The organism is Devosia alba (genome assembly GCF_039938915.1).
Classification (GTDB): Bacteria; Pseudomonadota; Alphaproteobacteria; order Rhizobiales; family Devosiaceae; genus Devosia; species Devosia alba.
This window is the reverse complement of the sequence record NZ_JBDUUI010000004.1, coordinates 14,274-34,816: the sequence shown is the minus strand read 5'-3', so window position 1 is coordinate 34,816 and position 20,543 is coordinate 14,274. Positions and strand designations below refer to the sequence as shown.

General features: G+C 63.2%; 19 protein-coding genes. 14 read left to right on the top strand and 5 right to left on the bottom strand.

What is annotated here, in order from left to right; genetic code table 11:
- Nucleotides 1–56: 56 nt before the first annotated feature.
- Complete coding sequence (locus ABFY71_RS07300; protein ID WP_305582664.1) at nt 57–890, bottom strand: IclR family transcriptional regulator domain-containing protein; 834 nt, start codon at nt 888–890, stop codon at nt 57–59.
- Between the two features lie 100 nt (nt 891–990).
- Here ABFY71_RS07300 and ABFY71_RS07295 point away from each other — a divergent pair, with 100 nt between their 5' ends.
- From ABFY71_RS07295 to ABFY71_RS07265, 7 genes are read left to right on the top strand one after another with little or no spacing between them, the layout of a single operon-like run.
- Nucleotides 991–1,800 carry a citryl-CoA lyase gene (locus tag ABFY71_RS07295; protein WP_347945360.1) on the top strand — a complete coding sequence of 270 codons (810 nt, stop codon included), beginning with the start codon at nt 991–993 and terminating at the stop codon, nt 1,798–1,800.
- Nucleotides 1,801–1,821: 21 nt separating this feature from the next.
- Nucleotides 1,822–2,997, top strand: a complete 1,176-nt coding sequence (locus ABFY71_RS07290) for a CaiB/BaiF CoA transferase family protein (RefSeq protein WP_347945359.1) — start codon at nt 1,822–1,824, stop codon at nt 2,995–2,997.
- Nucleotides 2,990–3,394 carry a YciI family protein gene (locus ABFY71_RS07285; RefSeq protein WP_347945358.1) on the top strand — a complete coding sequence of 135 codons (405 nt, stop codon included), beginning with the start codon at nt 2,990–2,992 and terminating at the stop codon, nt 3,392–3,394. The genes ABFY71_RS07290 and ABFY71_RS07285 overlap by 8 nt, the downstream gene beginning before the upstream one ends.
- A gap of 21 nt (nt 3,395–3,415) precedes the next feature.
- Nucleotides 3,416–4,495 carry a C4-dicarboxylate TRAP transporter substrate-binding protein gene (locus ABFY71_RS07280; protein WP_347945357.1) on the top strand — a complete coding sequence of 360 codons (1,080 nt, stop codon included), beginning with the start codon at nt 3,416–3,418 and terminating at the stop codon, nt 4,493–4,495.
- Between the two features lie 3 nt (nt 4,496–4,498).
- On the top strand, nt 4,499–5,071 hold the full coding sequence (locus ABFY71_RS07275) for a TRAP transporter small permease (RefSeq protein ID WP_347945356.1): 573 nt from the start codon (nt 4,499–4,501) through the stop codon (nt 5,069–5,071).
- Nucleotides 5,068–6,381, top strand: a complete 1,314-nt coding sequence (locus ABFY71_RS07270; protein WP_347945355.1) for a TRAP transporter large permease — start codon at nt 5,068–5,070, stop codon at nt 6,379–6,381. The genes ABFY71_RS07275 and ABFY71_RS07270 overlap by 4 nt, the downstream gene beginning before the upstream one ends.
- Before the next feature lie 17 nt (nt 6,382–6,398).
- On the top strand, nt 6,399–6,938 hold the full coding sequence (locus tag ABFY71_RS07265) for an NADPH-dependent FMN reductase (protein WP_347945354.1): 540 nt from the start codon (nt 6,399–6,401) through the stop codon (nt 6,936–6,938).
- Nucleotides 6,939–7,019: 81 nt separating this feature from the next.
- On the opposite strand, the gene ABFY71_RS07260 is transcribed toward ABFY71_RS07265, so the two are convergent.
- Together ABFY71_RS07260 and ABFY71_RS07255 are read right to left on the bottom strand one after the other, a co-directional pair.
- Complete coding sequence (locus ABFY71_RS07260) at nt 7,020–8,960, bottom strand: DUF5054 domain-containing protein (RefSeq protein ID WP_347945353.1); 1,941 nt, start codon at nt 8,958–8,960, stop codon at nt 7,020–7,022.
- An 8-nt stretch (nt 8,961–8,968) separates the two neighbouring features.
- On the bottom strand, nt 8,969–10,009 hold the full coding sequence (locus ABFY71_RS07255; protein WP_347945352.1) for a LacI family DNA-binding transcriptional regulator: 1,041 nt from the start codon (nt 10,007–10,009) through the stop codon (nt 8,969–8,971).
- A gap of 317 nt (nt 10,010–10,326) precedes the next feature.
- On the opposite strand from ABFY71_RS07255, the gene ABFY71_RS07250 reads away from it, so the two are divergent.
- The 7 genes from ABFY71_RS07250 to ABFY71_RS07220 all read left to right on the top strand — a co-directional run bounded on the left by ABFY71_RS07250 (nt 10,327) and on the right by ABFY71_RS07220 (nt 18,188).
- Nucleotides 10,327–11,676, top strand: a complete 1,350-nt coding sequence (locus tag ABFY71_RS07250) for an extracellular solute-binding protein (protein WP_347945351.1) — start codon at nt 10,327–10,329, stop codon at nt 11,674–11,676.
- Nucleotides 11,677–11,783: 107 nt separating this feature from the next.
- Nucleotides 11,784–12,722: a carbohydrate ABC transporter permease gene (locus tag ABFY71_RS07245; RefSeq protein ID WP_347945350.1), complete on the top strand. Its 939-nt coding sequence runs from the start codon at nt 11,784–11,786 to the stop codon at nt 12,720–12,722.
- A gap of 5 nt (nt 12,723–12,727) precedes the next feature.
- On the top strand, nt 12,728–13,558 hold the full coding sequence (locus ABFY71_RS07240) for a carbohydrate ABC transporter permease (protein ID WP_305582642.1): 831 nt from the start codon (nt 12,728–12,730) through the stop codon (nt 13,556–13,558).
- A 5-nt stretch (nt 13,559–13,563) separates the two neighbouring features.
- Nucleotides 13,564–14,667 (top strand): ABC transporter ATP-binding protein, encoded by a 1,104-nt coding sequence (locus ABFY71_RS07235; protein ID WP_347945349.1) that lies wholly within the window; start codon nt 13,564–13,566, stop codon nt 14,665–14,667.
- Between the two features lie 178 nt (nt 14,668–14,845).
- Nucleotides 14,846–16,246, top strand: coding sequence for a CehA/McbA family metallohydrolase (locus ABFY71_RS07230; RefSeq protein ID WP_347945348.1), 1,401 nt, complete (start codon nt 14,846–14,848; stop codon nt 16,244–16,246).
- A gap of 14 nt (nt 16,247–16,260) precedes the next feature.
- Nucleotides 16,261–17,115, top strand: coding sequence for a sugar phosphate isomerase/epimerase family protein (locus ABFY71_RS07225; protein ID WP_347945347.1), 855 nt, complete (start codon nt 16,261–16,263; stop codon nt 17,113–17,115).
- The gene (locus ABFY71_RS07220; RefSeq protein WP_347945346.1) at nt 17,112–18,188 is read left to right on the top strand and encodes a Gfo/Idh/MocA family protein; all 1,077 of its coding nucleotides are present in this window, start codon (nt 17,112–17,114) and stop codon (nt 18,186–18,188) included. The genes ABFY71_RS07225 and ABFY71_RS07220 overlap by 4 nt, the downstream gene beginning before the upstream one ends.
- Nucleotides 18,189–18,502: 314 nt before the next feature.
- On the opposite strand, the gene ABFY71_RS07215 is transcribed toward ABFY71_RS07220, so the two are convergent.
- Together ABFY71_RS07215 and ABFY71_RS07210 are read right to left on the bottom strand one after the other, a co-directional pair.
- Nucleotides 18,503–19,777, bottom strand: coding sequence for an L-fuconate dehydratase (locus ABFY71_RS07215; protein WP_347945345.1), 1,275 nt, complete (start codon nt 19,775–19,777; stop codon nt 18,503–18,505).
- 32 nt (nt 19,778–19,809) lie between these two features.
- Nucleotides 19,810–20,541, bottom strand: coding sequence for an SDR family oxidoreductase (locus ABFY71_RS07210; RefSeq protein ID WP_305582630.1), 732 nt, complete (start codon nt 20,539–20,541; stop codon nt 19,810–19,812).
- Nucleotides 20,542–20,543: the final 2 nt, after the last annotated feature.

The following is a 20,543-nucleotide window of genomic DNA, read 5'->3' as shown; positions in this document are numbered from 1 at the left end:
GGCAAAAGCATTTTCGCGTGTTCAACTGCCTGTATCGACAGGCATGTTCGGACCCCTTACGGGCCCATGACCGATTGCAGGATCGGATAGCGGGTGATGGCGTTGCCGATGCGCGACGCGGCAGCGAGCAGGGTCGGCAGCCGCTCCTCGATGAGTTTTTCGGGCGTCACCATGCCGGTATAGCCAGAGCTGTTCAGCGCGGCGACGGTGCGGCCATCTGGCCCCCGGATCGCCACACCCAGGGCGGTGATGCCGTAGTCGAGCTGATCGACCGTGGTGGAATAGCCATCGGCGCGCACCGCCAGGATGATCTGGCGCAGGTCTGCCACATCAATGACCGTCTTTGATGTCAGGGCCACCGGCCTGACCTTGGCGAGATAGGCGTCGAGCGCGGCGTCATCCAGACCCGCCAGCAGTACCCGGCCGAGCGAGGTGGCGTAGGCGGGATAGCGCGCGCCGATGGTCGCGGTGGCGCGGCGCGCCCGTTGCACCGAACTGTGCGCGACATAGATGACGTCCTCGCCCTCGAGCGTGCCGATGGATGATGCGTCGCCAAATTGCTCGACCAGTTCGCGCAGATCGGGCTGCAATACTTCCCCGATCCCCGCCGAGAAGAACAGCGCGGACCCCAGGGTCAATACCTTGGGCCGGAGGTGAAAGCGCCGCTCGGTCTGACCGACATAGCCGAGCGTTTGCAGCGTGATCAGGCTGCGGCGCGCCGCGGCCGGGCTCAACCCGACGCGACGCGCGACCTCGCTCAGCGTCATTTCCGGGTGCGTTGCATCAAAGCTCTCGAGGATGCCGATGCCCTTTGCCAGCGCCTCGACAAACTCGGCCGGGCGTTCATCGGCAGCCTGACCGCTAATATCTATCACCTGACCGGGAGCCATCTTCACCTCGAGCGTGATCGTAACTTGACGCCAGACTAAGTCAGGTCTACCTTTTCGGCAAGAGCAAACATTTTCGGCTAGCGAAAAAAAAGGGACAGGAATGCGCATCGGCAAGCAGGACAATGCGACGACCGCAATCGCCACCTCGGATGCTGAATCCATCACCGTGCGGGGCGAGGATCTGTGCGCTGACCTCATCGGCAAGATCAATTTCACCGACTATTTTTGGCTGCTGGTGCTGGGCGAACGGTGCACGTCAGCGCAGCGTCACATGCTCGACGCCTGCCTGGTGGCGATTGCTGAACACGGTCTGGTGCCGTCGGTTCAGGCGGCACGCATGACTCTGGCCGCGGGTCCCGAGGCCTGGCAGGGCGCCATGGCGGCGGGGCTGCTGGGCATGGGCAGCGTCGTGGCTGGCAGTTCGGAAGTGTCCGGCCGTTACCTCGATGAGGTGCTGCGCAAAGCCGATGCTGACGGCACCGATCTGCAGAACGCAGCCATAGCGAGCCTGGAAACCCTCAAGGCCGCCAAGAAGAAGGTGCCCGGCCTCGGCCATCCCCAGCATAGCGATGGCGATCCCCGGGCAAACCGGCTGCTCGAGATTGCCGATGAACTCGGCGTCTCCGGCAAATATGTCGAGGCATTGCGGACCCTGGCCGAGCATGCCCCCAGGATTATCCAGCGGCCGCTGCCGATCAATGTTTCGGGCGCTATTCCCGCCGTCATGCTCGATGCCGGCTGGCCGCTCGAGGCCCTCAAGGCCGTGCCGCTGCTGGCCCGTACCGCCGGCCTGTCGGCGCATCTGTTCGAAGAATCCATGCGCTCGATCGGCTTCATCATGTCCAACCAGGCCGACCTCGCCATCGCCTATGACGGCAAGCTGTCCGGCCACGAAGCCAAGACCCGCTAAGGGCATGCAAGGGAGTTTTGCGTGGTAAAAATTCTGAAGGCCGTGCGGGTCATTGAGCTGGGCACCTACATTACCGGCCCCGCCGCTGGCATGCATCTGGCCGATCTGGGGGCCGATGTCATCAAGGTCGAGCGACCGGGGTCCGGTGATCCGTTCCGGGCCTTCAAGGGTGGCCTCTATTCGCCGCACTATCAGACCTATAACCGCAACAAGCGATCCATCGCGCTCGATACCCGGCAGGATGACGATCTCGCCGTGTTCCACGAGCTGATCCGCTCCGCCGATGTCTTCATCCAGAATTTCCGTCCCGGTGTCGCCGAAAAGCTGGGGGCCGGTGAGGATGACCTCCGCCAGATCAACCCGTCCTTGATCTATTGCGCCATTTCGGGCCTCGGCAATACCGGGCCGGCGAGCCATCGCCCCGTCTATGACACGGTCGCCCAGGCAGCCAGTGGCTATCTGCGCCTGCTGACGCCACCAGACAAACCCCGGGTCATCGGGCCGGCCATCGCCGATTCCATTACCGGCCAATATGCTGCCATGGCCATCCTGGCGGCGCTGCTGGAACGAGGCAAAACCGGCCCCGGTCGCCGCATCGACATCTCCATGCTGGAGGCTATGACGCATTTCAATCTCGACAGCTTCACCCACTACTATTCGGTGGGCGAAGTGATGGGGCCGCTGTCCCGGCCGGAAGTGTCGCAATCCTACACCTTCGCCTGCGCCGACGGGAAATGGATCGCTTTCCATCTGTCATCGCCGACCAAGTTCTGGGACTCCCTGCTCGAGGCAACCGGTCAGCAGCACCTCAACGCTGATCCCCGCTTCGCCGAACGACTGGCCCGTATCGAGCATCAGGAACAACTGATCGAGGTATTCGCACCGGTCTTCGCGCAAAAGAGCCGCGCCGCATGGTGCGATCTGCTCGAAACTCATGAAGTGCCTTATTCGCCCGCTTACGACTCCGACGAGGCCCTTGAGGATCCGCAGGCCCGGCATTTGCAGATCAAGATATCGGCCGAGCACCCGGTGATGGGCACCTTCACCACGGTGCGGGCGCCGTACAATTTCGACGGGCAGGCCGAACTGGAGGTCTTGCCACCCCCGACACTGGATGAACATGGCACAGATATTCGTGCGGAACTGGCCCAGGGCAAAGCTGGCCAGGCCGCTCGGATGGGAGGCAGGCATGACTGAGGACAATAGACTGACATCAGTGCCGGCACAGACCGTGCGCGATGCCTCCAGCCAGATGCTGCAAAAGCAGTTCTACGCCATCTTCACCACACCGACCGACGGTCTGGAGCCGGTGTTTGCCAATATGGACGCGCATCTGGAGTTTCAGGTCGGCCTTGAAAAGCAGGGCATCATGTTCGCCGCCGGCCCGCTGTGGAGCGACGATGAGCAGTCCTGGCAAGGCGAAGGAATGGTGATTGTCCGGGCCGCTTCTGCTGCGGCAGCACGCGCAATTGCCGAACAGGATCCCATGCACAAGGCCGGGGCACGCAGGTTCCGCATACGGCCCTGGATGGTCAATGAGGGGTCGATGACCGTGCGCATCAACTTCTCGTCGCAGACTTTCGACGTCAACTAATCGCTTCAAGGGAGGAATAAAATGAAAGCGTTTCTTGCAATGATGACCGCAGCGGCACTGGTCCTGCCGACAACCAGTTTTGCGCAGGAGCACATCAGCCTGACGGTGGCGTCGAGCCATCCCACGGTGGTGCCGTGGGTGGGGATGATCAAAACCCATTTCATGGCCCGGACCGACGAACTGCTCGCCGAAACCGGCAACTACCAGCTCGACTGGAACGAGGCATTTGGCGGCCAGCTCTACAAGGCCAACGCGACGCTTTCTTCGGTCGAAGACGGCATCACCGATATTGGCTGGGTGTTCTCCTTCCTCGAGCCGGCCCAATTGCCGCTGAGCCAGGTGTCCACCAACACGCCGTTTTCGGTGACAGACGTCCCCGCACTTCTCGAAGTCATGGAAGGTCTGCTCGACAGCAACGAAGCCTTCAAACAGGAATGGGAAGGCCACAATCTCAAGGTGCTCGGTCTGACCGCCACGGACCTTTATGACATCTACACCAAAGAGCCGCTGCAGGGCATCGAGGACATCAACGGCATGAAATTGTCGGCTCCCGGCGTGCTCGGCAGCTGGCTGCGGGGCACGGGCGCCAATGCCGTCGATGGCGCATTGACCACATTCTACACCGACGTGCAGACGGGCGTCTCCGATGGGGCGCTGAGCCTGGCTCTGGGTGTCATGCCGATCAAGCTCTACGAGGTCGCCCCCTACATCAACCGGTTTGATGCCGCTGCTGCCTTTTCCGGTGCCATCGCCATCAACAACGACGTTTGGGAAACGCTGCCTGAAGAAGTGCAGAACGCCATGATCGAGGCCGGGCGCTACTACACCAAGAGTCATGGCGAGGAAATGGTCACCCTGCATGAAGTCGCCCTCAACACGATGGTTGAGCTGGGCGCAGGCCAGGACCCCAAGGTCACCATCGTGAACATGCCGGCGGAAGAGCGCCAGAAGTGGGTCGACATGCTGCCGAACCTGGCTGGTGAGTGGGCTGGTGCGCTTGAAGCTCAGGGCGTGCCTGCCAACGAGTTCGTCAAGCAATACATGTCCGCGCTGCGTGCCAAGGGTGTTGAGCCCTCGCGCGCCTGGGACGAAGAACTCTAGGGGTTGTCCGGCACCATGTCAGACTCGCAACTAAGGGGTGCCCCCGTCGGGGGGCACCGCCGCCTCCAGCAGGTCTGGAATCGCATGGTGGAAGCGCTGTCCGTGTTGGCCACGGCCTTGATCGCCGTCCTGATGGTTCTCATCTGTGCCGACATTGTGGTGCGCAACGGTTTCGGCGGCTCGCTGCCGCTGGTGTCAGAGCTTGGCGCCATGATGGTGGTTCTCATCGTCGCACTGCAACTGCCCAGCGCCGTGAGTGCGGGTCGCCTTGCTCAGGTGGAGATCATTATCGACGCGCTCGAAGCTCGCCGGCCCCGCATGGCCGCCTTGCTCAATGCCGTGTTCTGCCTGCTGGGCTGTGCGATCCTGGGCGTCGTGGCATGGGCCTCTTTCGGCATCTTGCACGGCGATTGGACCTCAAGTGATTTCATCGGCATTCCCGGGCTGGGCACGCTGCCCACCTGGCCGTTCCGCGCTCTGATCACGCTCGGCATGAGCGTTGCCGCCGCCGAGTTTCTGTTCAAGGGCGTGCGCTATCTCGGCAAAACACTCTCCATCACGAAAGAGCCCTCATGAGTCCGATAGACATTGGCTGGCTGTCCATCGGGGCGCTGATCGTGCTGATCGTTGTCGGCATGCCCATTGGCATCAGCATGCTGGTCACCTCATTCGTCAGCGTAATGTTCATCCGCAGTGACATGGTTGCGGTGCGCATGCTGGGGCAGGTCGCCAACGATTCACTCGAAGAATATCTCTACGCCGTGGTGCCGCTGTTCGTGCTCATGGGGCTGCTGGTCACCGCATCGGGCGTGGGCCGCGACACCTTCGATGTTTTCCAGCGCCTGTTGCACCGCGTTACTGCCGGTCTGGGCATCGCCACGGTATTCGCCAATGCTGTTTTTGCGGCCATAACCGGCATCTCGATCGCCTCGGCCACGGTCTTTGCCCGTGTTGCCGTGCCCGAAATGGTGCGGCACGGCTATACCAGAAAGTTCGCGACCGGCGTCGTGGCTGGCTCGTCCGTGCTGGGGATGCTGATCCCACCATCGCTGCTGTTCATTGTCTATGCGGTGCAGGCCGAAGAATCGGTTGGCCGCATGTTCCTCGCAGGCATCGGCCCCGGCATCGTGCTGGCCATCGCCTTCTGCGCCACCATTATTTTCCTGGCCAGGACCCAGCCCAAATTCGTGTTTGATTCCGAGCAGGAGATTGTTGACCAGGAGCCAACCAGCGCCTGGACAATCCTGCAGATGGCCGCGCCGATCGTTGCCTTGATCACGCTGGTGCTGGGCGGCTTGTATGGCGGCTTTTTTAACCCCACCGAAGCCGGGGCTGCTGGCGCCTTTGGTGCCCTGGTGATTGCCATTCTGCGTCGCTCGCTCAATCGCCGCACTTTCTGGAAGCTGCTGGTTGAAACAGGCCAGATTACCGTTTCTGTGCTGTTCCTGATCCTGGCGGCGAGCTTTTTCTCCCGCATGCTGGCGCTGTCGGGCATGCCGCGTTCGCTGGCCGAGTTCTTCCTCGATGGCCCGATCGGCCCCTGGGGGTTTCTGTTGGCCTATGTCGGCCTGCTGATCATCCTGGGGTTCCTGATCGATTCGATTTCCATCATGCTGATCATGCTGCCAATCGCTCTGCCCGTCGCCGGCGCAGCGGGCTTTGACCTGATCTGGTTCGGCGTCATCACAGTTATCGCTATCGAGATTGGCTTGCTGACCCCGCCTTTCGGGTTGTCGGTCTACACCATCAAGGCGGCACTGAGTGACCCCCAACTCAAGGTCGGCGAGATCTTCCGCGGGGCATTTCCGTTCGTTATCGCCATGCTCTTCACCATCGCGATCATCATTGCCTTCCCGCTCATCGCAACCTGGTTGCCCAGACTATGACATCGAAGAAAGACCTGATGCCGAAACTTCTGTTTATGGTGGGCAGCCTGCGCGCCGCCTCCGCCTCCAGGGCGATGGCCAAGTCCATGGCCGAACGGCTGGAAAACGACGCCGAGGTGAGCTTTGCCGAGATCGGCAGCCTTCCTCACTATAATGCCGATACGCTCGATGACCCCCATGTCAGTGCCCTGATCGCGGCGATCGGAGCGGCCGACGGGGTGGTTTTTGTAACGCCGGAATACAATTATTCCATCCCCGGCGTGCTCAAGAACGCCATCGATTGGGCGTCGCGGCCGGCCTATAATTCGGTGTTCCTCAGCAAGCCGTGCTTTGCAATTTCGGTATCGGGGGGAGCCCTGGGCGGGGTTCGGGCGCAGAGCCATTTGAAGTACATGCTCAATGGCATGCTCGCTCTGGTGTTCCCTTCGCTTGAGGTCGTGGTACCCTTCGCCAACGACAAAACCAGCAATGGGCGTATTACCGACGAAGCCGTGCTCACCTTTGGTGCCGCCCGGCTGGCTGAGTTCGTCGCCTTTCTGCGGCGGCAGGCAAGCTGATCTCGGCAGCGCGTCCAGGGGGGCGTTGCGGACGGGCCTTCGGTGCGCGCGGAACACGACCGCGTTAGCGCACCGGCAACATCATTCGGCCTCAGGGCGCGTCAGTGCAATCACCACCCGGCAGACCAGCTCGCCCTCCCACCACATGGGGAAATTGGTGCCCCATTTGTTGTTGTAGAGATTGAGCCGCAGACCCAGCTCATAGTCGGGCACCGCCGGCTGGAACGGCATGAAGGGCGCCGCGGCCGGCGCCACCAGGGCGCTGTCGAGCGGCGTCGCCGTCAGCTGCCAGTCACCCAGTTGGGCGCGCACTGCTGCGACGGCCTGCAATTGACCGCCGCCGCGACGGGCAATGTTGTGTCCATCGTTCCAGATACCGAGCTTGTGCAATTGCCAGTGCTGCGCGCCCGCTGGGGTGAGCGACACAAAGCCGGCCTCGGGCAGGCGACTGGCCGGTTTGCCGCGCAGTACCAGCGTGATTTCCACGCGCTGGGCGTCGAGGCCACGGATCGCCAGCTCATGCCGGCTCGGTCCGCCGAGCCGTTCACGCGCCTCAGCCGGCAACTCGGCGATGGCGGTGCGGCCATCCGGCGCGATACCGAGATGGGCCGGGGTGAAGGCGGCGGTTCGCGCGGTCCGCGCCGTTTCGAGGCCGGGCTTGTCGTGATCGAGAATGGCCCAGTCCTCGCGATGCTGCAGATAGCTGTCGAGATGGCGCTGCAATTCATGGCTGTCATAGCTTTCGTGGCGATAGCCGAGCAGGCTGCCGGCCATGCCCGCGACAACGGTACCGTCCGGTGCGGTTAGCCTGGCGATGTCGCCGGTGCTGGCGTCGAGCTCGGCAGTCCAGCCCTTGTCGCGCAGCACGGTGCCGGGCAGGGGGGCGGCCGGCGCCGGCGGGATGAGTTCAGCCAGCGCGGCGTCGGCTCTGGAGCGGTCTGCCGGCGCCAGGGCTTGCAGCGCCGTATCGAGATAGCCGCGCTGCTCGGCCCAAGATTGCTCGGTATAGGCAAAGCGATAGTCGGTCTGACGCGCGGCGTCGAAATCGGTCCGGTCCCAGGCCGTCTCGTCGCGCAGATAGGTCTTGATGTCGACGCCCCAGGTGTGTTCGGCCACCATGGTCAGCCCGCGCCCGAAGGCCAGACGCTGCGGGGTCGGGGCGTCAAATCCATCATGAAGCCGTTGCAGGGCGCGGAAGCGCGCCAGCTTGGCCGGATCACTGGCCGCGCCATGGATCCAACTGTCGCCGATCTCCTGCTCAAGTACCGGGAACTGGGCACGCCGGTCCCACATCTGTGCGCCGAAAGCATCAAGCGTGGAGGCGGTGATGTTGGCGTCGGGATGGGCGTTCTGAAGATGGCGCAGGGCTTCAACGGTCTGTCCGACGCTCTGCGGGCCGATATTGTCATTGGTATGGGCAAAGCTCAGGCCGATATCAGGCCCGGCAGGAAAATCGGTCGCGCCATAGGATGCCTGGTACATTACCACCACTTCCGACTGGTCGGGCGCGCGCCAACGGAAGATGGGCGGCACATCGGGCACCGGGCTGGCGGTATTGACGCCCAGATGCAGGAATTTGATCCCGGCTTCGGCCAGCAGCGGCACCATGCCCAGCGTGTGGCCGGGCACGTCGGTCATCTTGGCGGCGATACTGATCTTGCCGAAGCGCTGGTCGAGTTCCTGCGCATAGCTCAGCCCCGCGCGGAACAGCGCAGGCGACATCAATTCGGTATGGGTGGTGAAGGGCAGGGCGTGCCAGGCGATCAGCCCGCGCTCGATTGCCCGTTCCAGCCGCTTCACCCGCGCAGCGGGCTGGCTCTGCAGATGATCCCAGATCAACCAGGCGCCGGTGGTCCAGATGAAGGCGGGATGGTCCGGATCTTCGGCAAAGAAATGTTCACCCGTGGCGATGGCCTGGGGGATGAACTGCTCGTGATACTGGGAGCGCACGCGCGCTGCGTGGTCGGTGAAGCCAATGTCGAGATGGGTCTTGAACACCAGATGAATGCGTCGCTTGGTCATCGGCAGCGCTAGCCTACCGTGCCGCGGACGACGAGCCGGGTTTGCAGCGTTTCGTGCAGCGCCGGCGCGTCGGGCGTCTTCAGCCGCCGCAGGATCAGGCGCACCAACGCGCGCACCCGCTCTTCGAGGTCAAACTTGACCGTGGTCAGGTTGTAGCTTTTCCAGTGTGACTGGGCGATGTCGTCAAAGCCAACGACCTGCACATCCTCGGGCACGCGCAGGCCAAGCTCGTGACGAAGCGCGTCAAGCACGCCGAAGGCGCCGACGTCATTGGCGGCAAAGATCGCGTCGGCCCCATCCCCGACCCGGAACAGGTCAATGGTTGCCGCATAGGCGGCGTCATAACTGAAATCGCCAACCGCAATGGTCGGGGGCGCCAGGCCCCGTTCGGCCATCACGGTACGTAGCATATGCTCACGCGCCGTATTGGCCTGCGATCGTTCGACGCCCGAGACATAGGCGATCCGCTTGGCGCCATAGCCTTGCAGCAGCGCGACGGCCTGCTCGATCCCAGGGCGCTGCAACACGTTGAGCCGGTCGTGCAGCGGCCCGGTCTCGGCGGGTTCAGGCTCGCCCGGATGGGGATAGTGCACATAGATCGGCACGGCGCGGTCGAGAAACTGGGCCAGGGTGGTCGGCTTGACGTTCTCCACGAAGGCGATCACCGAATCGGGGTTGAAGCCGCGCATATAGGCCAGCAGCTTTTCGTCCATGCTGTAGTCGGTGCGGGTCTTGAACAGCAGCGTGGCAAAGCCCTCATTCTGCAACGCCGTGGTCAGGGCATCGACCTCCTGGCTCTCCCAGTGGCTGCATACGTCCGGCACGATCACCCCGATCAGATGGGAGCGGCCGCTGACCAGGGCGCGGGCCGCCCGGTCCGGCGTGTAGTTGAGCTCCTCGGCGATGCGCAGGATCAGCGCACGCTTTTCAGGCTTGAGCGAGGTGTGGCTGTTGAAGGCGCGCGATACCGAAATGCGCGAAACATTGGCGCGCTGGGCCACCATCTCGGCCGTCGCCCGTCCGCGTCCCATTCCCCCCGCATCACTCAACCACGCTCTCCCGTCACTCAATGAATGAAATCGTGATCAATTCTCTGGCCCCGGACCGGCGAACTGTCAAGCCATAGTGAGGGCAGGGGGCACAATGAGAATGCGCACACATGCCCATATATCCCAGCGTTGTCATGGCTTTGTTGCAAAACTCTGGCAAAGCTCCGCCCGATCGGAATGGTGCGTTTTTCGCCAGCGAATTCTCCGCATTGACGAAAAATGAAAACGTGTTCATTCTCCACAGGCTTCCCCGGAATGGCGGAGGCCAATAGCGGCTACCGGAGAATTCGGAGCCATCACTTGGGAGGAGTTTTGCGATGAGCAATCGTCTGCGTAGCCTTGCGTTCAGCCTGATCGGCGCCACTGTCCTGGTTGGTCCTGCTGTCGCCGTGGATCTCGACATCACCTGCCGCTGCGTTGTTGGCGGCGTCAATTCCGGTACCGCCGAATGGATCCAGAACGACGTCATTCCGGCATTTGAAGCCGCCAATCCCGACATCAAAGTCAATCTCAACCAGTTCGGCGGCGAAGACGCCCAGCTGACCCAGCAGCTGGCACTCGATTTCTCGACCGGCGCGGGGCCCGACGTCACCGCCTTTGACGGCTTCCTGATTCCCAGCTTTGTGGAAGGCGGGCTGCTCAAGCCGCTCAACGAAGTTGCCGGCGCCGAAGTCGATGGCTGGTCCGGCTGGGCGGCCCTGTCGGACGGTTCGCGGGCGCTGATGCAGTATCAGGGCCAGTATTACGGCATTCCGCTCGGTACCGATGTGCGCATGATCCATACGCGCAAGGACATTCTGGCCGAAGCCGGCATTGACGCCGACACCTGGCAGCCCACCTCGTGGGAAGACGTGCTGGACGCTGGGCGCGCCATCAAGAAGGTCAGGCCCGACAGCTTCCCGATCCAGCTCAATGCCGGCGTTGCCATGGGCGAAGCCACCACCATGCAGGGCTATTGGCTGGCGCTGCTGGGCACCGGCGAAGCCGTGATGGACGACAATGGCAAGTACATCGTCGCCAGCCAGGGCATTCTCGATACGCTCAACCTCTACAAGACCATCTATGTCGATGAACAGCTCGGCGACCAGCGCGCCCAATTGCTGGCTGATGGCCGCAACCGCTCCTTCGCCAATTTCCGCGACGGCGTGACGTCCCTGCTGTTTGAAGGTGACTATTTCTACCGCTCGGTAACGGCCGAAGGCTCCGAATTCGCCGTGGCCGACCGTGACACCGTCATGGGCTGGGCCAAGGTGCCGGCCAAGGTGCCGGGCGCCGGCATTCGCGGCCAGGATTTCGTGACCATTTCGGGCGGCACGGGCTTTGTGCTCAATCCGGCCACCGACGCCCCCAAGGAAGCCTGGGCCCTGCTCTCGTTCATGAACGAGCCCGACATGCAGAACGCCTTCCAGGCGATCCAGCCGCGCATCACCGCCCGGACCGATATCGAGATCCCCAACAATCCGTTCCTGACTGAGGCCAGCCAGACGCTATTGCCACTCACCACGGCGCGGCCGAATGACGAAAACTACAATACCGTCTCGGCCGAGATCCAGCGCATGACCGAAGCCGTCGTGTCCGGCGAACTGTCACCGGAAGAAGCCATGGCCCAGTACAAGGCCTCGGTTATCGGCATTGTCGGCGAAGAAAACACCGTCAGCCTGCTCTGACCGCCCGTCTCCCTCCCGCGCCCGGCGTCCTTCGGGATGCCGGGCGCAATCGCGGCCCCATCGCCTCTCTCCCCGCACGGGGAGGGGAACCCCACCCGGAAGCGCGCATGACCACCACACAGATCGAGACGAAACCCAAACGCAAGGTCAGGAACTTTGCGCTCCTGTCCAACAAGGCAGGCGCGGCCTTCCTGACACCGGCGGGCCTGCTGGTTTCGGTTTTCGTCATCGTGCCGTTCTTCTGGGTGATCTTTGTTTCCTTCACCAACCGGACGCTGCTGGGCAAGACCGCGCTCAATCCCGAATTTGTCGGGCTGGCCAATTATTTCACGCTGTTCGACCCGTCCAATTTCCTGCAACGCGGCCAATTCGGCTTCTCGCTGATCCTGACCACCCAGTTCGTGCTGGCCTCGGCGCTGTTCGGCCAGGCCCTGCTCGGCCTGCTCCTGGCCTGGTTGATCCAGACCGTGCCGCCATGGGTCAAGCGCATCACCGAAACCTTCGTCATTGCCGCCTGGATCCTGCCCGAAGTGGTGATCGGCTTTGCCTGGTTCGCTTTCCTTGATCGCGATCAGGGCACGCTCAATGCCATGCTCACCAGCGTCGGCCTGCCCAAGGGTGATTTCCTGCTCGAGCAACCCTTCTGGGTCATCGTGGTGTTCAATACCTGGCGCGGCGCAGCCTTCTCGATGATGCTGTTCGGCTCGGCCTTCTCGTCAATTCCGCCCAGCTATTTCCAGGCCGCCGACGTGGCCGGCGCCTCCTCCTGGCAGAAATTCCGCGATATCGGCCTGCCGCTGATCCGCGGTCACATCGTCACCGATCTGATCCTGATCACCATGTGGACCTTCAATACCTTCACCCCGTTCCTGTTGACCAATGGCGGGCCCAGCTACCGCACCGAGCTGGTGTCGATCTACAATTACCGCGTCGCCTTCAACGACTTCCAGTTCGGCAAGGGCGCCGCGGTGGGTGTCATCATGATGCTGATCAATCTGGCGTTCGCGCTGGTCTATCTCAGCCTCGGCCGCAAGAGAAAGGGCTGACCCCGATGAAGCTCACCCTCTCCGCCTTTCTGGGCCGCATCGCCTTTTCGGCACTGGCGGCGCTGATTGGCGCGGCCTTCGCGCTCCCCTTGCTGTGGTTCCTGTTCGCGCCGTTCAATGCGCGGGCCGAACTGGGTCTGGCCGTGCCCGATCCCTGGACGCTGGCCAATTTCGTCACGGTGTTTGGCAACAATTTCGCCGTGCGGGCGCTGTGGAACAGCCTGATCCAGTCGGTGGGCGGGGTCATCCTGGTGGGCGCGGCGGCAACCCTGGCGGCTTACGCACTGTCGCGCTCGGCGCTGCCCGGCAAGCGCGCCGTCACCTATATCCTGCTGCTGTTTTCCTCGGTGGTTTCGGGGTCGGCCGCCATGGTGCCGATCTTTCTGATCGTCTCGGCTGCCGGGCTGATGGATACCCATCTGGCCGTCATCCTCACCTTTGCGGGCGGCCTGCTGCCCACCGCCATGTTCATCCTGCGCGACTTCATCGACTCCATTCCCAAGTCCTATGAGGAAAGCGCCATGGTGGCCGGCGCCTCGCCGGTGCAGGCGTTTTTCGATGTGGCGCTGCCGGTCATCCGGCCGGGCATCGTGGTCGTGGTGGTGTGGAGCTTCGTCAATATCTGGGGCAGCTTCCTCATCCCCTTCATCCTGCTGCGCAGCGACACCAACATGCCCGCCTCGGTGGCCATCTACTCGTTCTATTCGGAGGCCGGCACGCCGATCGTGACGCTGTTGGCCGCCTATTCATTGATCTATTCGCTTCCCGTCATCGCCCTTTATCTCTTCGTCAGCTGGAAGTTCGGCTTCCGGTTCTTTGGCGGCATCAAGGCCTGAACCTCATGGCATCAGTAGAATTCCGCAACGTCACCAAGACCTTCGGCAGCTTCAATGCCGTGTCGGATGTGAGTTTTTCCATCGGCGACGGCGAGTTCGTCTGCCTGTTGGGCCCATCGGGCTGTGGCAAGACCACCAGTCTGCGCATGATCGCCGGGCTGGAGACGCCGACGGCCGGTCAGGTGCTGATAGGGGGTGATGACGTCACCCACTACCACCCCAAGGACCGTCAGATCTCGATGGTGTTTCAGGATTATGCGCTCTATCCGCACATGAACCTGGCCGACAATATCGCCTATCCGCTCAAGGTGCGCGGCAAGTCGGTGACCGAACGGCACGGTCGCGCCAGGGAAGTTGCCGATGTGCTCAAGATCGGCCATCTGCTCGACCGGCTGCCGAGCCAGATCTCGGGCGGCCAGCAGCAGCGCACCTCGCTGGCCCGCGCGCTGGTCTATCCGAGCCAGGTCTATTTGTTTGACGAGCCGCTCTCCAATCTTGACGCCAAGCTGCGCCTTGAGGCGCGCGGCTTCCTCAACCATTTGCAGCGCGACATGGGCATGACAGCCGTCTACGTCACCCACGACCAGGCCGAGGCCATGGCGCTGGCCACCCGCATCGCGGTGATGGACCAGGGCCAGATCGTGCAATATGCCTCGCCCATCGAGATCTATCGTCGCCCCGCCACCACCTTCGTCGCCAATTTCGTCGGCAATCCGCCGATGAACCTGGTGCCGGTGGACGCGGTGCACGGCGATGGTCAGCTGCAGCTCTCAGCCATTGGCATAACGCTGGATGGCCTGACCATGTCATCGGCCATCAGCGCGGCGCTTGGCGGCGGCAAGACCCTGACGCTGGGCGTTCGCCCCGAACATCTGGCCATTGCCGAGCCGGGCGCACCCAACACCATTTCCGGCCAGCTCTTTGCCAATGAGAATATGGGGCCCGAAAGCCTGGTCACCATTGAGCGGCCGGACGGCTCGCGCGTCACGGCACGCATTTTTACCGATGACCACATCGCGCTGAATGACGCAGTAACGCTGGGTTTCTCGCGCGAGCATGTGCACCTGTTCGACGGCGCGGGAAACCGCATTCCCGCCGATGGGGAATAGCAGTCTGAACATTGCTCGACCGCGACTGCCCCAGTCGACACCCTCCCCCTTGCGGGGAGGGATCAGGGGTGGGGGGCGTTTGGCCCGCATATCGGGGCTCCCAACGCCCCCTCCCAGCCTCCCCCGTCAAGGGGGGGCGTTCAGCGTCTGGACCAGGCACCTGTGAGACATTGCTGACATGAACACCATCACCGCCCGCATCACCCGCGCCGACCAGGCCGCCAATCCCTATTACTACATTCCTTTCGAGGTCCCCGCCGGCACGACGCGGATCGATGTCACCCTGGCCTACGCCAAGGCCGACGACTGCGTCATTGATCTGGGCGCCTTCGACCCGCGCGACACCGGCTATCCCAGCGCCCAGGGCTTTCGGGGCTGGAGCGGCGGCGCCCGCGACCGCTTTTTCATCGCCACTGACGACGCAACGCCCGGCTATGTCCATGGCGACATCCCGGCGGGCCGCTGGAATGTCATTCTGGGGCTCTACAAGCTTCCCGAAGCGGGCGCCGAAGTCACCGTGACCATCGCGCTCGACAGCGCTGCGCGCCCCATCCTGCCGCAGCCCGCCCGCACTTTTCCGGTGCGCCGAGAGGCCGGCTGGTACCGGGGCGATCTGCACTGCCACACCTTCCATTCCGATGCGAAGGGCTCGCCCGAATTGCTGCATGCAGCCGCGCGCCAGGCCGGACTCGATTTTCTCGCCATCGCCGACCACAATACCACGACCCAAAGGCGCTATTTCCACCCGCAATCCTCGCCCGAACTGGTCTTCGTGCGCGCCATGGAAGTGACCACGGCTGAAGGCCACGCCAATGTCTATGGCGTAGACGCCTGGATCGATTTCCGCATGACCCGGCCCGCGGACGCCCATACCCTGGCCACGCTGGTGCATGATCAGGGCGGGCTGCTCTCGATCAACCACGACAAGCCGACCATTCCTTGGGACTACGAGTTTCCCGCTGCCGATTGCCAGGAGGTCTGGCAATCCACCTGGCTGGCCTGGAACTGGATCGCACTTGAGCGCTATCAGCAGCGGCTGGCCTCGGGGATGCGCCTGTCGGCCATTGGCGGCTCGGATTTTCACCAGCCCGACCGCCTCATGCCGGAAGGACCACTGGTGCTGGCTCGGCCTACCACTGTCCTGTGGTTGGGCGAACTCAGCGAAGACGCCATTCTCGCGGCAATGCGGGCAGGGCAGGGCTATGTCACCGAAAGCCCGTCCGGCCCGCATCTCGAGCTTGCCGTCGGCGATGTGGTGATGGGCGGCACAGTCTCGAATCCTGCCGCAATCACCGCCCTGGCGCGCGGCGCGGCGGGCGACCGGCTGGTGCTCATTGACGCCAGCGGCCCCATTGCCGATCTCGCCATCGACAGGGATGACTGGCAGGCCAGTATCGCGCTGGCTTCCCCGCAGAAATTCCTGCGCGCCGAAATCGTCGCCGCAGCCAGCCGCGACCGGCTCGTTGCCGACTTCACCGCCGCGCTCGAGGGCCACGAACTGCCCTGGCAACTCAAGGGCGCCGACCTCAGCAGCCAGCCCATCCGACGGGCGCTGAGCAATCCGATCTATCTGGACTGAATCGAGAACCACACATGCTGATCGCCAACGCACCCTGCTCCTGGGGCATCACCTATCCCACCGGCAATGCCTATAGCTGGCAACAATATCTCGATGAGGTTGCCGCTGCCGGCTATCGCGGTACCGAACTGGGGCCGTTCGGCTTCCTGCCCGGGGATCCGGACCTGCTCAAGGCCGAACTGGCCCGGCGCAACCTGACCATGGTCGGCGCGACCCATGTCCACACCTTCGGCGACAGCGCTTCGGGGCCCCACTTGATGCAGACCCTGCGCGATCTGGCGCCGCTGCTGGTGTCGCTTGGCGCCGAGCACCTTGTCCTCATGGATGAGAGCAATTGGTACCCCAAGGGCCAGGAAGGAGTGCTGGACGCCGCAGGCTGGAATGGTCTGACGCAGATGGTGCGCGATGCGCAGGACTTGGTCGAAGGCGGGTTTGGTCTCAAGCTCAGCTTTCATCCCCATATCGGCACCGCCGTGGAGCGCGAAAGCCAGATCGATCAGCTGCTGCAGCAAACCGACATCGACCTGTGCTTTGATACCGGCCACCACGCCTTCTGGGATCAGGACCCGCTGGCCTATATGGCGCGCGTCTATCCCCGCATTGCCTATATGCACCTGAAAAACGTCGACGGCGCCGTGCGCCAGCGCGTGCTCGACGGGCAGCTCTCGGTTGCCGATTCCTATGGCGCCGGCGTCATGTGCCCGCTGCCCGACGGGGTGGTCGATATCCAGGCCGTCATGCGCCTGCTGGCCGAGTGCGGCTTTACCGGCCCCATCGTTGTCGAGCAGGACATTGCCGCCGATGCGGCCGAAACGCCGCTGCAACTGGCCGCCCGCAACCTCGCTTACATGAATGCCATCGCTCCATGACCCATCCCATCAAGACCGGCCTGATCGGCCTCGGCGAAGTCGCCCAGCTCATGCACCTGCCGCTGCTGGCCGACGATGGCCGTTTTGCCATTGCCGCCGTCACCGACGTGTCGCCGAGCCTCGTCGATTACGTGGCCACCCGCTATGGCGTACCGACGCGCCACGCCGATGCCGCGGCATTGATCGCTGATCCGGCGCTGGACGCCGTGTTCATCCTGACGCCCGATCACCTGCATGCCGAATTGCTGGAGCAGGCGATCGCCTCGGGCAAGCATGTCTTTATCGAAAAGCCGGCCTGCCTCAGCGCCGACCAGTTGCGCCCCATCCTCGAGCTGCCCCAGCGCTCCGGCCAGGTGGTGTTCGTGGGCTATATGCGGCGTTTTTCGCGGCCTTTCCTCGAACTCAAGCAGCGCCTGCCGCCGCTTGACGAGATCCGCCATGTCCGCATCCGCGACATCATCCGCGAGGCGCCCTTCTTTGTCGCCCAGACCCGCAATATCCTTCGCCCCAGCGACGTTCCGCCCGAACTCATCGCCGCTGGCCGCAGCCGCACCCAGGCCATGCTGCGCGCTGTCATGGGTGAGGATTGCCCGCCCGATGCCTTGCGCGCCTATCAGGTGCTGACCGGTCTCTCCTCGCACAGCTTTTCGGCAATGCGCGACCTGCTGGGCGCACCCAAAGGTGTCCGCTACGCGGTGCAGCATAATGGCGAGACCGTGGTCGCGCTGTTTGACTACGGGCACTTCACCGCGCTCTACGAGGCGGTGATCGACGACGTCTCCCGCTTTGACGCCGGCATTGAAGTGCTGACCCAGTGCCAGCATTTCAAGCTGAACTACGACACGCCCTATATCCGCAACCTGCCGACGCGTCTCGAGATCACATCGTCGAGCGATACCGATACGGGCACCGAAATCATCGGCCCGGTCTACGAAGACCCCTTCCGCATCGAGCTCGACGCCTTCCACGACAGCATCACCACGGGCCGACCCAACCGCACCACGCTAGCCGATTCACTGGAGGATCTGAACCTGTTCAGGGAAGTGGCCCGCCATTTCCACCCGGCGCACTGAAGACATTCCGGGCCGCTATCCTGCCAGCGACACCGCCCGCAAGCCGCTGCGCTCGGGTTCAGAAAAGCCAGCCAAGGACGCGCAACACAGACCATGCCATTCCGGCCTTCGCCGGGATGACCCGTGCCAGGGCGATATCCGCCTCCCGCCAAAACCCAAACGGCCCCGACACTCGCGCCTCGGCCCACACCCCCGCCGGCTTCGTCAGCCGGACCCGGTACTACGAGCATTGCCGCATGGCTCTTGGCAATGACGCCAGTCAGATGCGCAGCGCTACCATCGCGTAACGCTGGCTCTGGGCAGCCCGGCGGCAATCAGCCCTTGAAGGCGTTGTCGGCAATCGAGGCCGCCTTCATCTGGATCGAAAAACCCGGCTGGGTCGGCGGCATATAGGCGGCGTTGCGGATCTCGCAGGGATCGATGAAGTGCTCGTGCAGATGATCGACATATTCGATCACGCGACCTTCCTTGCTGCCCGAGACCACCAGATAATCGATCATGCTGAGGTGCTGCACATATTCGCACAGCCCCACGCCGCCGGCATGCGGCCATACCGGCAAGCCGTATTTCGCCGCCATCACTAGCACCGAGAGCACTTCGTTCAGCCCGCCAATCCGGCAGGCATCGATCTGCACGATGTCGATGGCGCCGTCCTTGATGAACTGCTTGAACATGATGCGGTTCTGGCACATTTCGCCGGTCGCCACCTTGACCGGCGCAATGGCCGTGCGGATCGCCCGGTGGCCCGAAACATCGTCCGGACTGGTCGGCTCCTCGATGAAATAGGGGTTGAAGCGGCTCAATTGCCTGACCCAGTCGATCGCCTCATCGACCTCCCACACCTGGTTGGCGTCGATCAGCAGATGGCGGTCCGGTCCCATGATCGACCGCACGATCTCGAGCCGTCGGATATCGTCATCCAGATCGCGGCCAACCTTCATCTTGATGTGCTGGAAGCCGGCTGCGACCGCCTCGCTCGCCAGCCGCGTCAGCTTGTCGGTCGAATAGCCCAGCCAGCCTGCCGAGGTGGTGTAGCACTGATAGCCTTCCGCCTTGAGCGTCGCCACCCGCTCGGCCTTGCCGACGGCCGCCTGCTGGAAAATGGCCAGCGCCTCTGCGGGCGTGATGGCGTCGGTGAGATAGCGGAAATCGATGATCGAGACGAGCTGTTCGGGGCTCATATCGGCCACCAATTGCCAGACCGGCTTGCCCGCCGCCTTGGCCATCAGGTCCCACACCGCATTGACCACCGCCCCGGTCGCCAGATGCATCGCCCCCTTGTCCGGGCCGATCCAGCGCAGCTGGCTGTCGCCGGTAATGTGCCGCCAGAAACGGCCGGGATTCTCCACGATCCATGCCAGATCGAGGCCCACGACGCGCTCGGTCAGCGCGGCGATGGCCGCAACCACCACTTCATTGCCGCGCCCGATGGTGAAGGTCAGCCCATGGCCCTCATGGGCGCCATCGGTGCCCACAATGACATAGGCGGCTGAATAGTCGGGGTCCGGATTCATCGCGTCCGAACCGTCCAGCGCAGCCGAGGTGGCAAAGCGCAGATCGTGGGTGGTCAGGCTGGTAATCTTGGTCATGGCATACTCGGTACCAGAGTGTACTGGTGGGATCAGGCGGTCCAGCCGCCATCGATGATGTGAACCTGGCCAGTGGTATAGGTTGCCCCGGCCAGATAGACGGCCAGGTCGGCCACTTCCTCGGGCCGGGCGATACGGCCGATCGGCTGGCGGGCGATGAACGCCTTTTTGGCCGCCTCAAAATCGCCTGTGGCGTGCCAGCGCTCATGCAGCGAGGGCGAATCCACCGTGCCCGGACAGATGGCGTTGACCCTGATGCCCTGGGTGGTGAAATCGGCGGCAATCGACTTGGTCAGTCCGACCACGGCAGCCTTGGAGATGGTATAGGCGGCCCGGTTGGGCACGCCCTTCACCGAAGAAGCGACCGTGGCCATGTTGATGATGGCGCCGTCCTGGCGCGCCAGCATTTGTGGCAGCACGGCCTGGATGGTGCGGATCTGCGCTTTGACATTGAGATCGAACGCAAAGTCGAGGTCGCTATCGCGCATTTCCAGCACGCTGCCCGAATGCACCACGCCGGCGCAGTTGAACAGCACGTCGATCTGGCCGATCTCGGCGACCGCCTGCTTGACCGCCTCGGCCGACAGCACGTCGAGCACCCGCGTGGTAACGCCGGCCATGCCCTCGAGTTCGGCCAGCTTGCCGGCATTGATATCGGTGGCAATCACCTTGGCGCCCGCCTTGACGAAAGCCTCCACCGAGGCCCGGCCAATGCCCTGCGCCGCAGCGGTGATGAGAACGATTTTCCCGGTGAGATCGGCCATGC

What these genes read in the sequence shown, in the direction of transcription:
- ABFY71_RS07300 (WP_305582664.1), bottom strand. Translation starts at nt 890, where the DNA reads ATGGCTCCCGGTCAGGTGATAGATATTAGCGGTCAGGCTGCCGATGAA.
- ABFY71_RS07295 (WP_347945360.1), top strand. Translation starts at nt 991, where the DNA reads ATGCGCATCGGCAAGCAGGACAATGCGACGACCGCAATCGCCACCTCG.
- ABFY71_RS07285 (WP_347945358.1), top strand. Translation starts at nt 2,990, where the DNA reads ATGACTGAGGACAATAGACTGACATCAGTGCCGGCACAGACCGTGCGC.
- ABFY71_RS07280 (WP_347945357.1), top strand. Translation starts at nt 3,416, where the DNA reads ATGAAAGCGTTTCTTGCAATGATGACCGCAGCGGCACTGGTCCTGCCG.
- ABFY71_RS07270 (WP_347945355.1), top strand. Translation starts at nt 5,068, where the DNA reads ATGAGTCCGATAGACATTGGCTGGCTGTCCATCGGGGCGCTGATCGTG.
- ABFY71_RS07265 (WP_347945354.1), top strand. Translation starts at nt 6,399, where the DNA reads ATGCCGAAACTTCTGTTTATGGTGGGCAGCCTGCGCGCCGCCTCCGCC.
- ABFY71_RS07260 (WP_347945353.1), bottom strand. Translation starts at nt 8,960, where the DNA reads ATGACCAAGCGACGCATTCATCTGGTGTTCAAGACCCATCTCGACATT.
- ABFY71_RS07250 (WP_347945351.1), top strand. Translation starts at nt 10,327, where the DNA reads ATGAGCAATCGTCTGCGTAGCCTTGCGTTCAGCCTGATCGGCGCCACT.
- ABFY71_RS07245 (WP_347945350.1), top strand. Translation starts at nt 11,784, where the DNA reads ATGACCACCACACAGATCGAGACGAAACCCAAACGCAAGGTCAGGAAC.
- ABFY71_RS07240 (WP_305582642.1), top strand. Translation starts at nt 12,728, where the DNA reads ATGAAGCTCACCCTCTCCGCCTTTCTGGGCCGCATCGCCTTTTCGGCA.
- ABFY71_RS07235 (WP_347945349.1), top strand. Translation starts at nt 13,564, where the DNA reads ATGGCATCAGTAGAATTCCGCAACGTCACCAAGACCTTCGGCAGCTTC.
- ABFY71_RS07230 (WP_347945348.1), top strand. Translation starts at nt 14,846, where the DNA reads ATGAACACCATCACCGCCCGCATCACCCGCGCCGACCAGGCCGCCAAT.
- ABFY71_RS07225 (WP_347945347.1), top strand. Translation starts at nt 16,261, where the DNA reads ATGCTGATCGCCAACGCACCCTGCTCCTGGGGCATCACCTATCCCACC.
- ABFY71_RS07220 (WP_347945346.1), top strand. Translation starts at nt 17,112, where the DNA reads ATGACCCATCCCATCAAGACCGGCCTGATCGGCCTCGGCGAAGTCGCC.
- ABFY71_RS07215 (WP_347945345.1), bottom strand. Translation starts at nt 19,777, where the DNA reads ATGACCAAGATTACCAGCCTGACCACCCACGATCTGCGCTTTGCCACC.
- ABFY71_RS07210 (WP_305582630.1), bottom strand. Translation starts at nt 20,541, where the DNA reads ATGGCCGATCTCACCGGGAAAATCGTTCTCATCACCGCTGCGGCGCAG.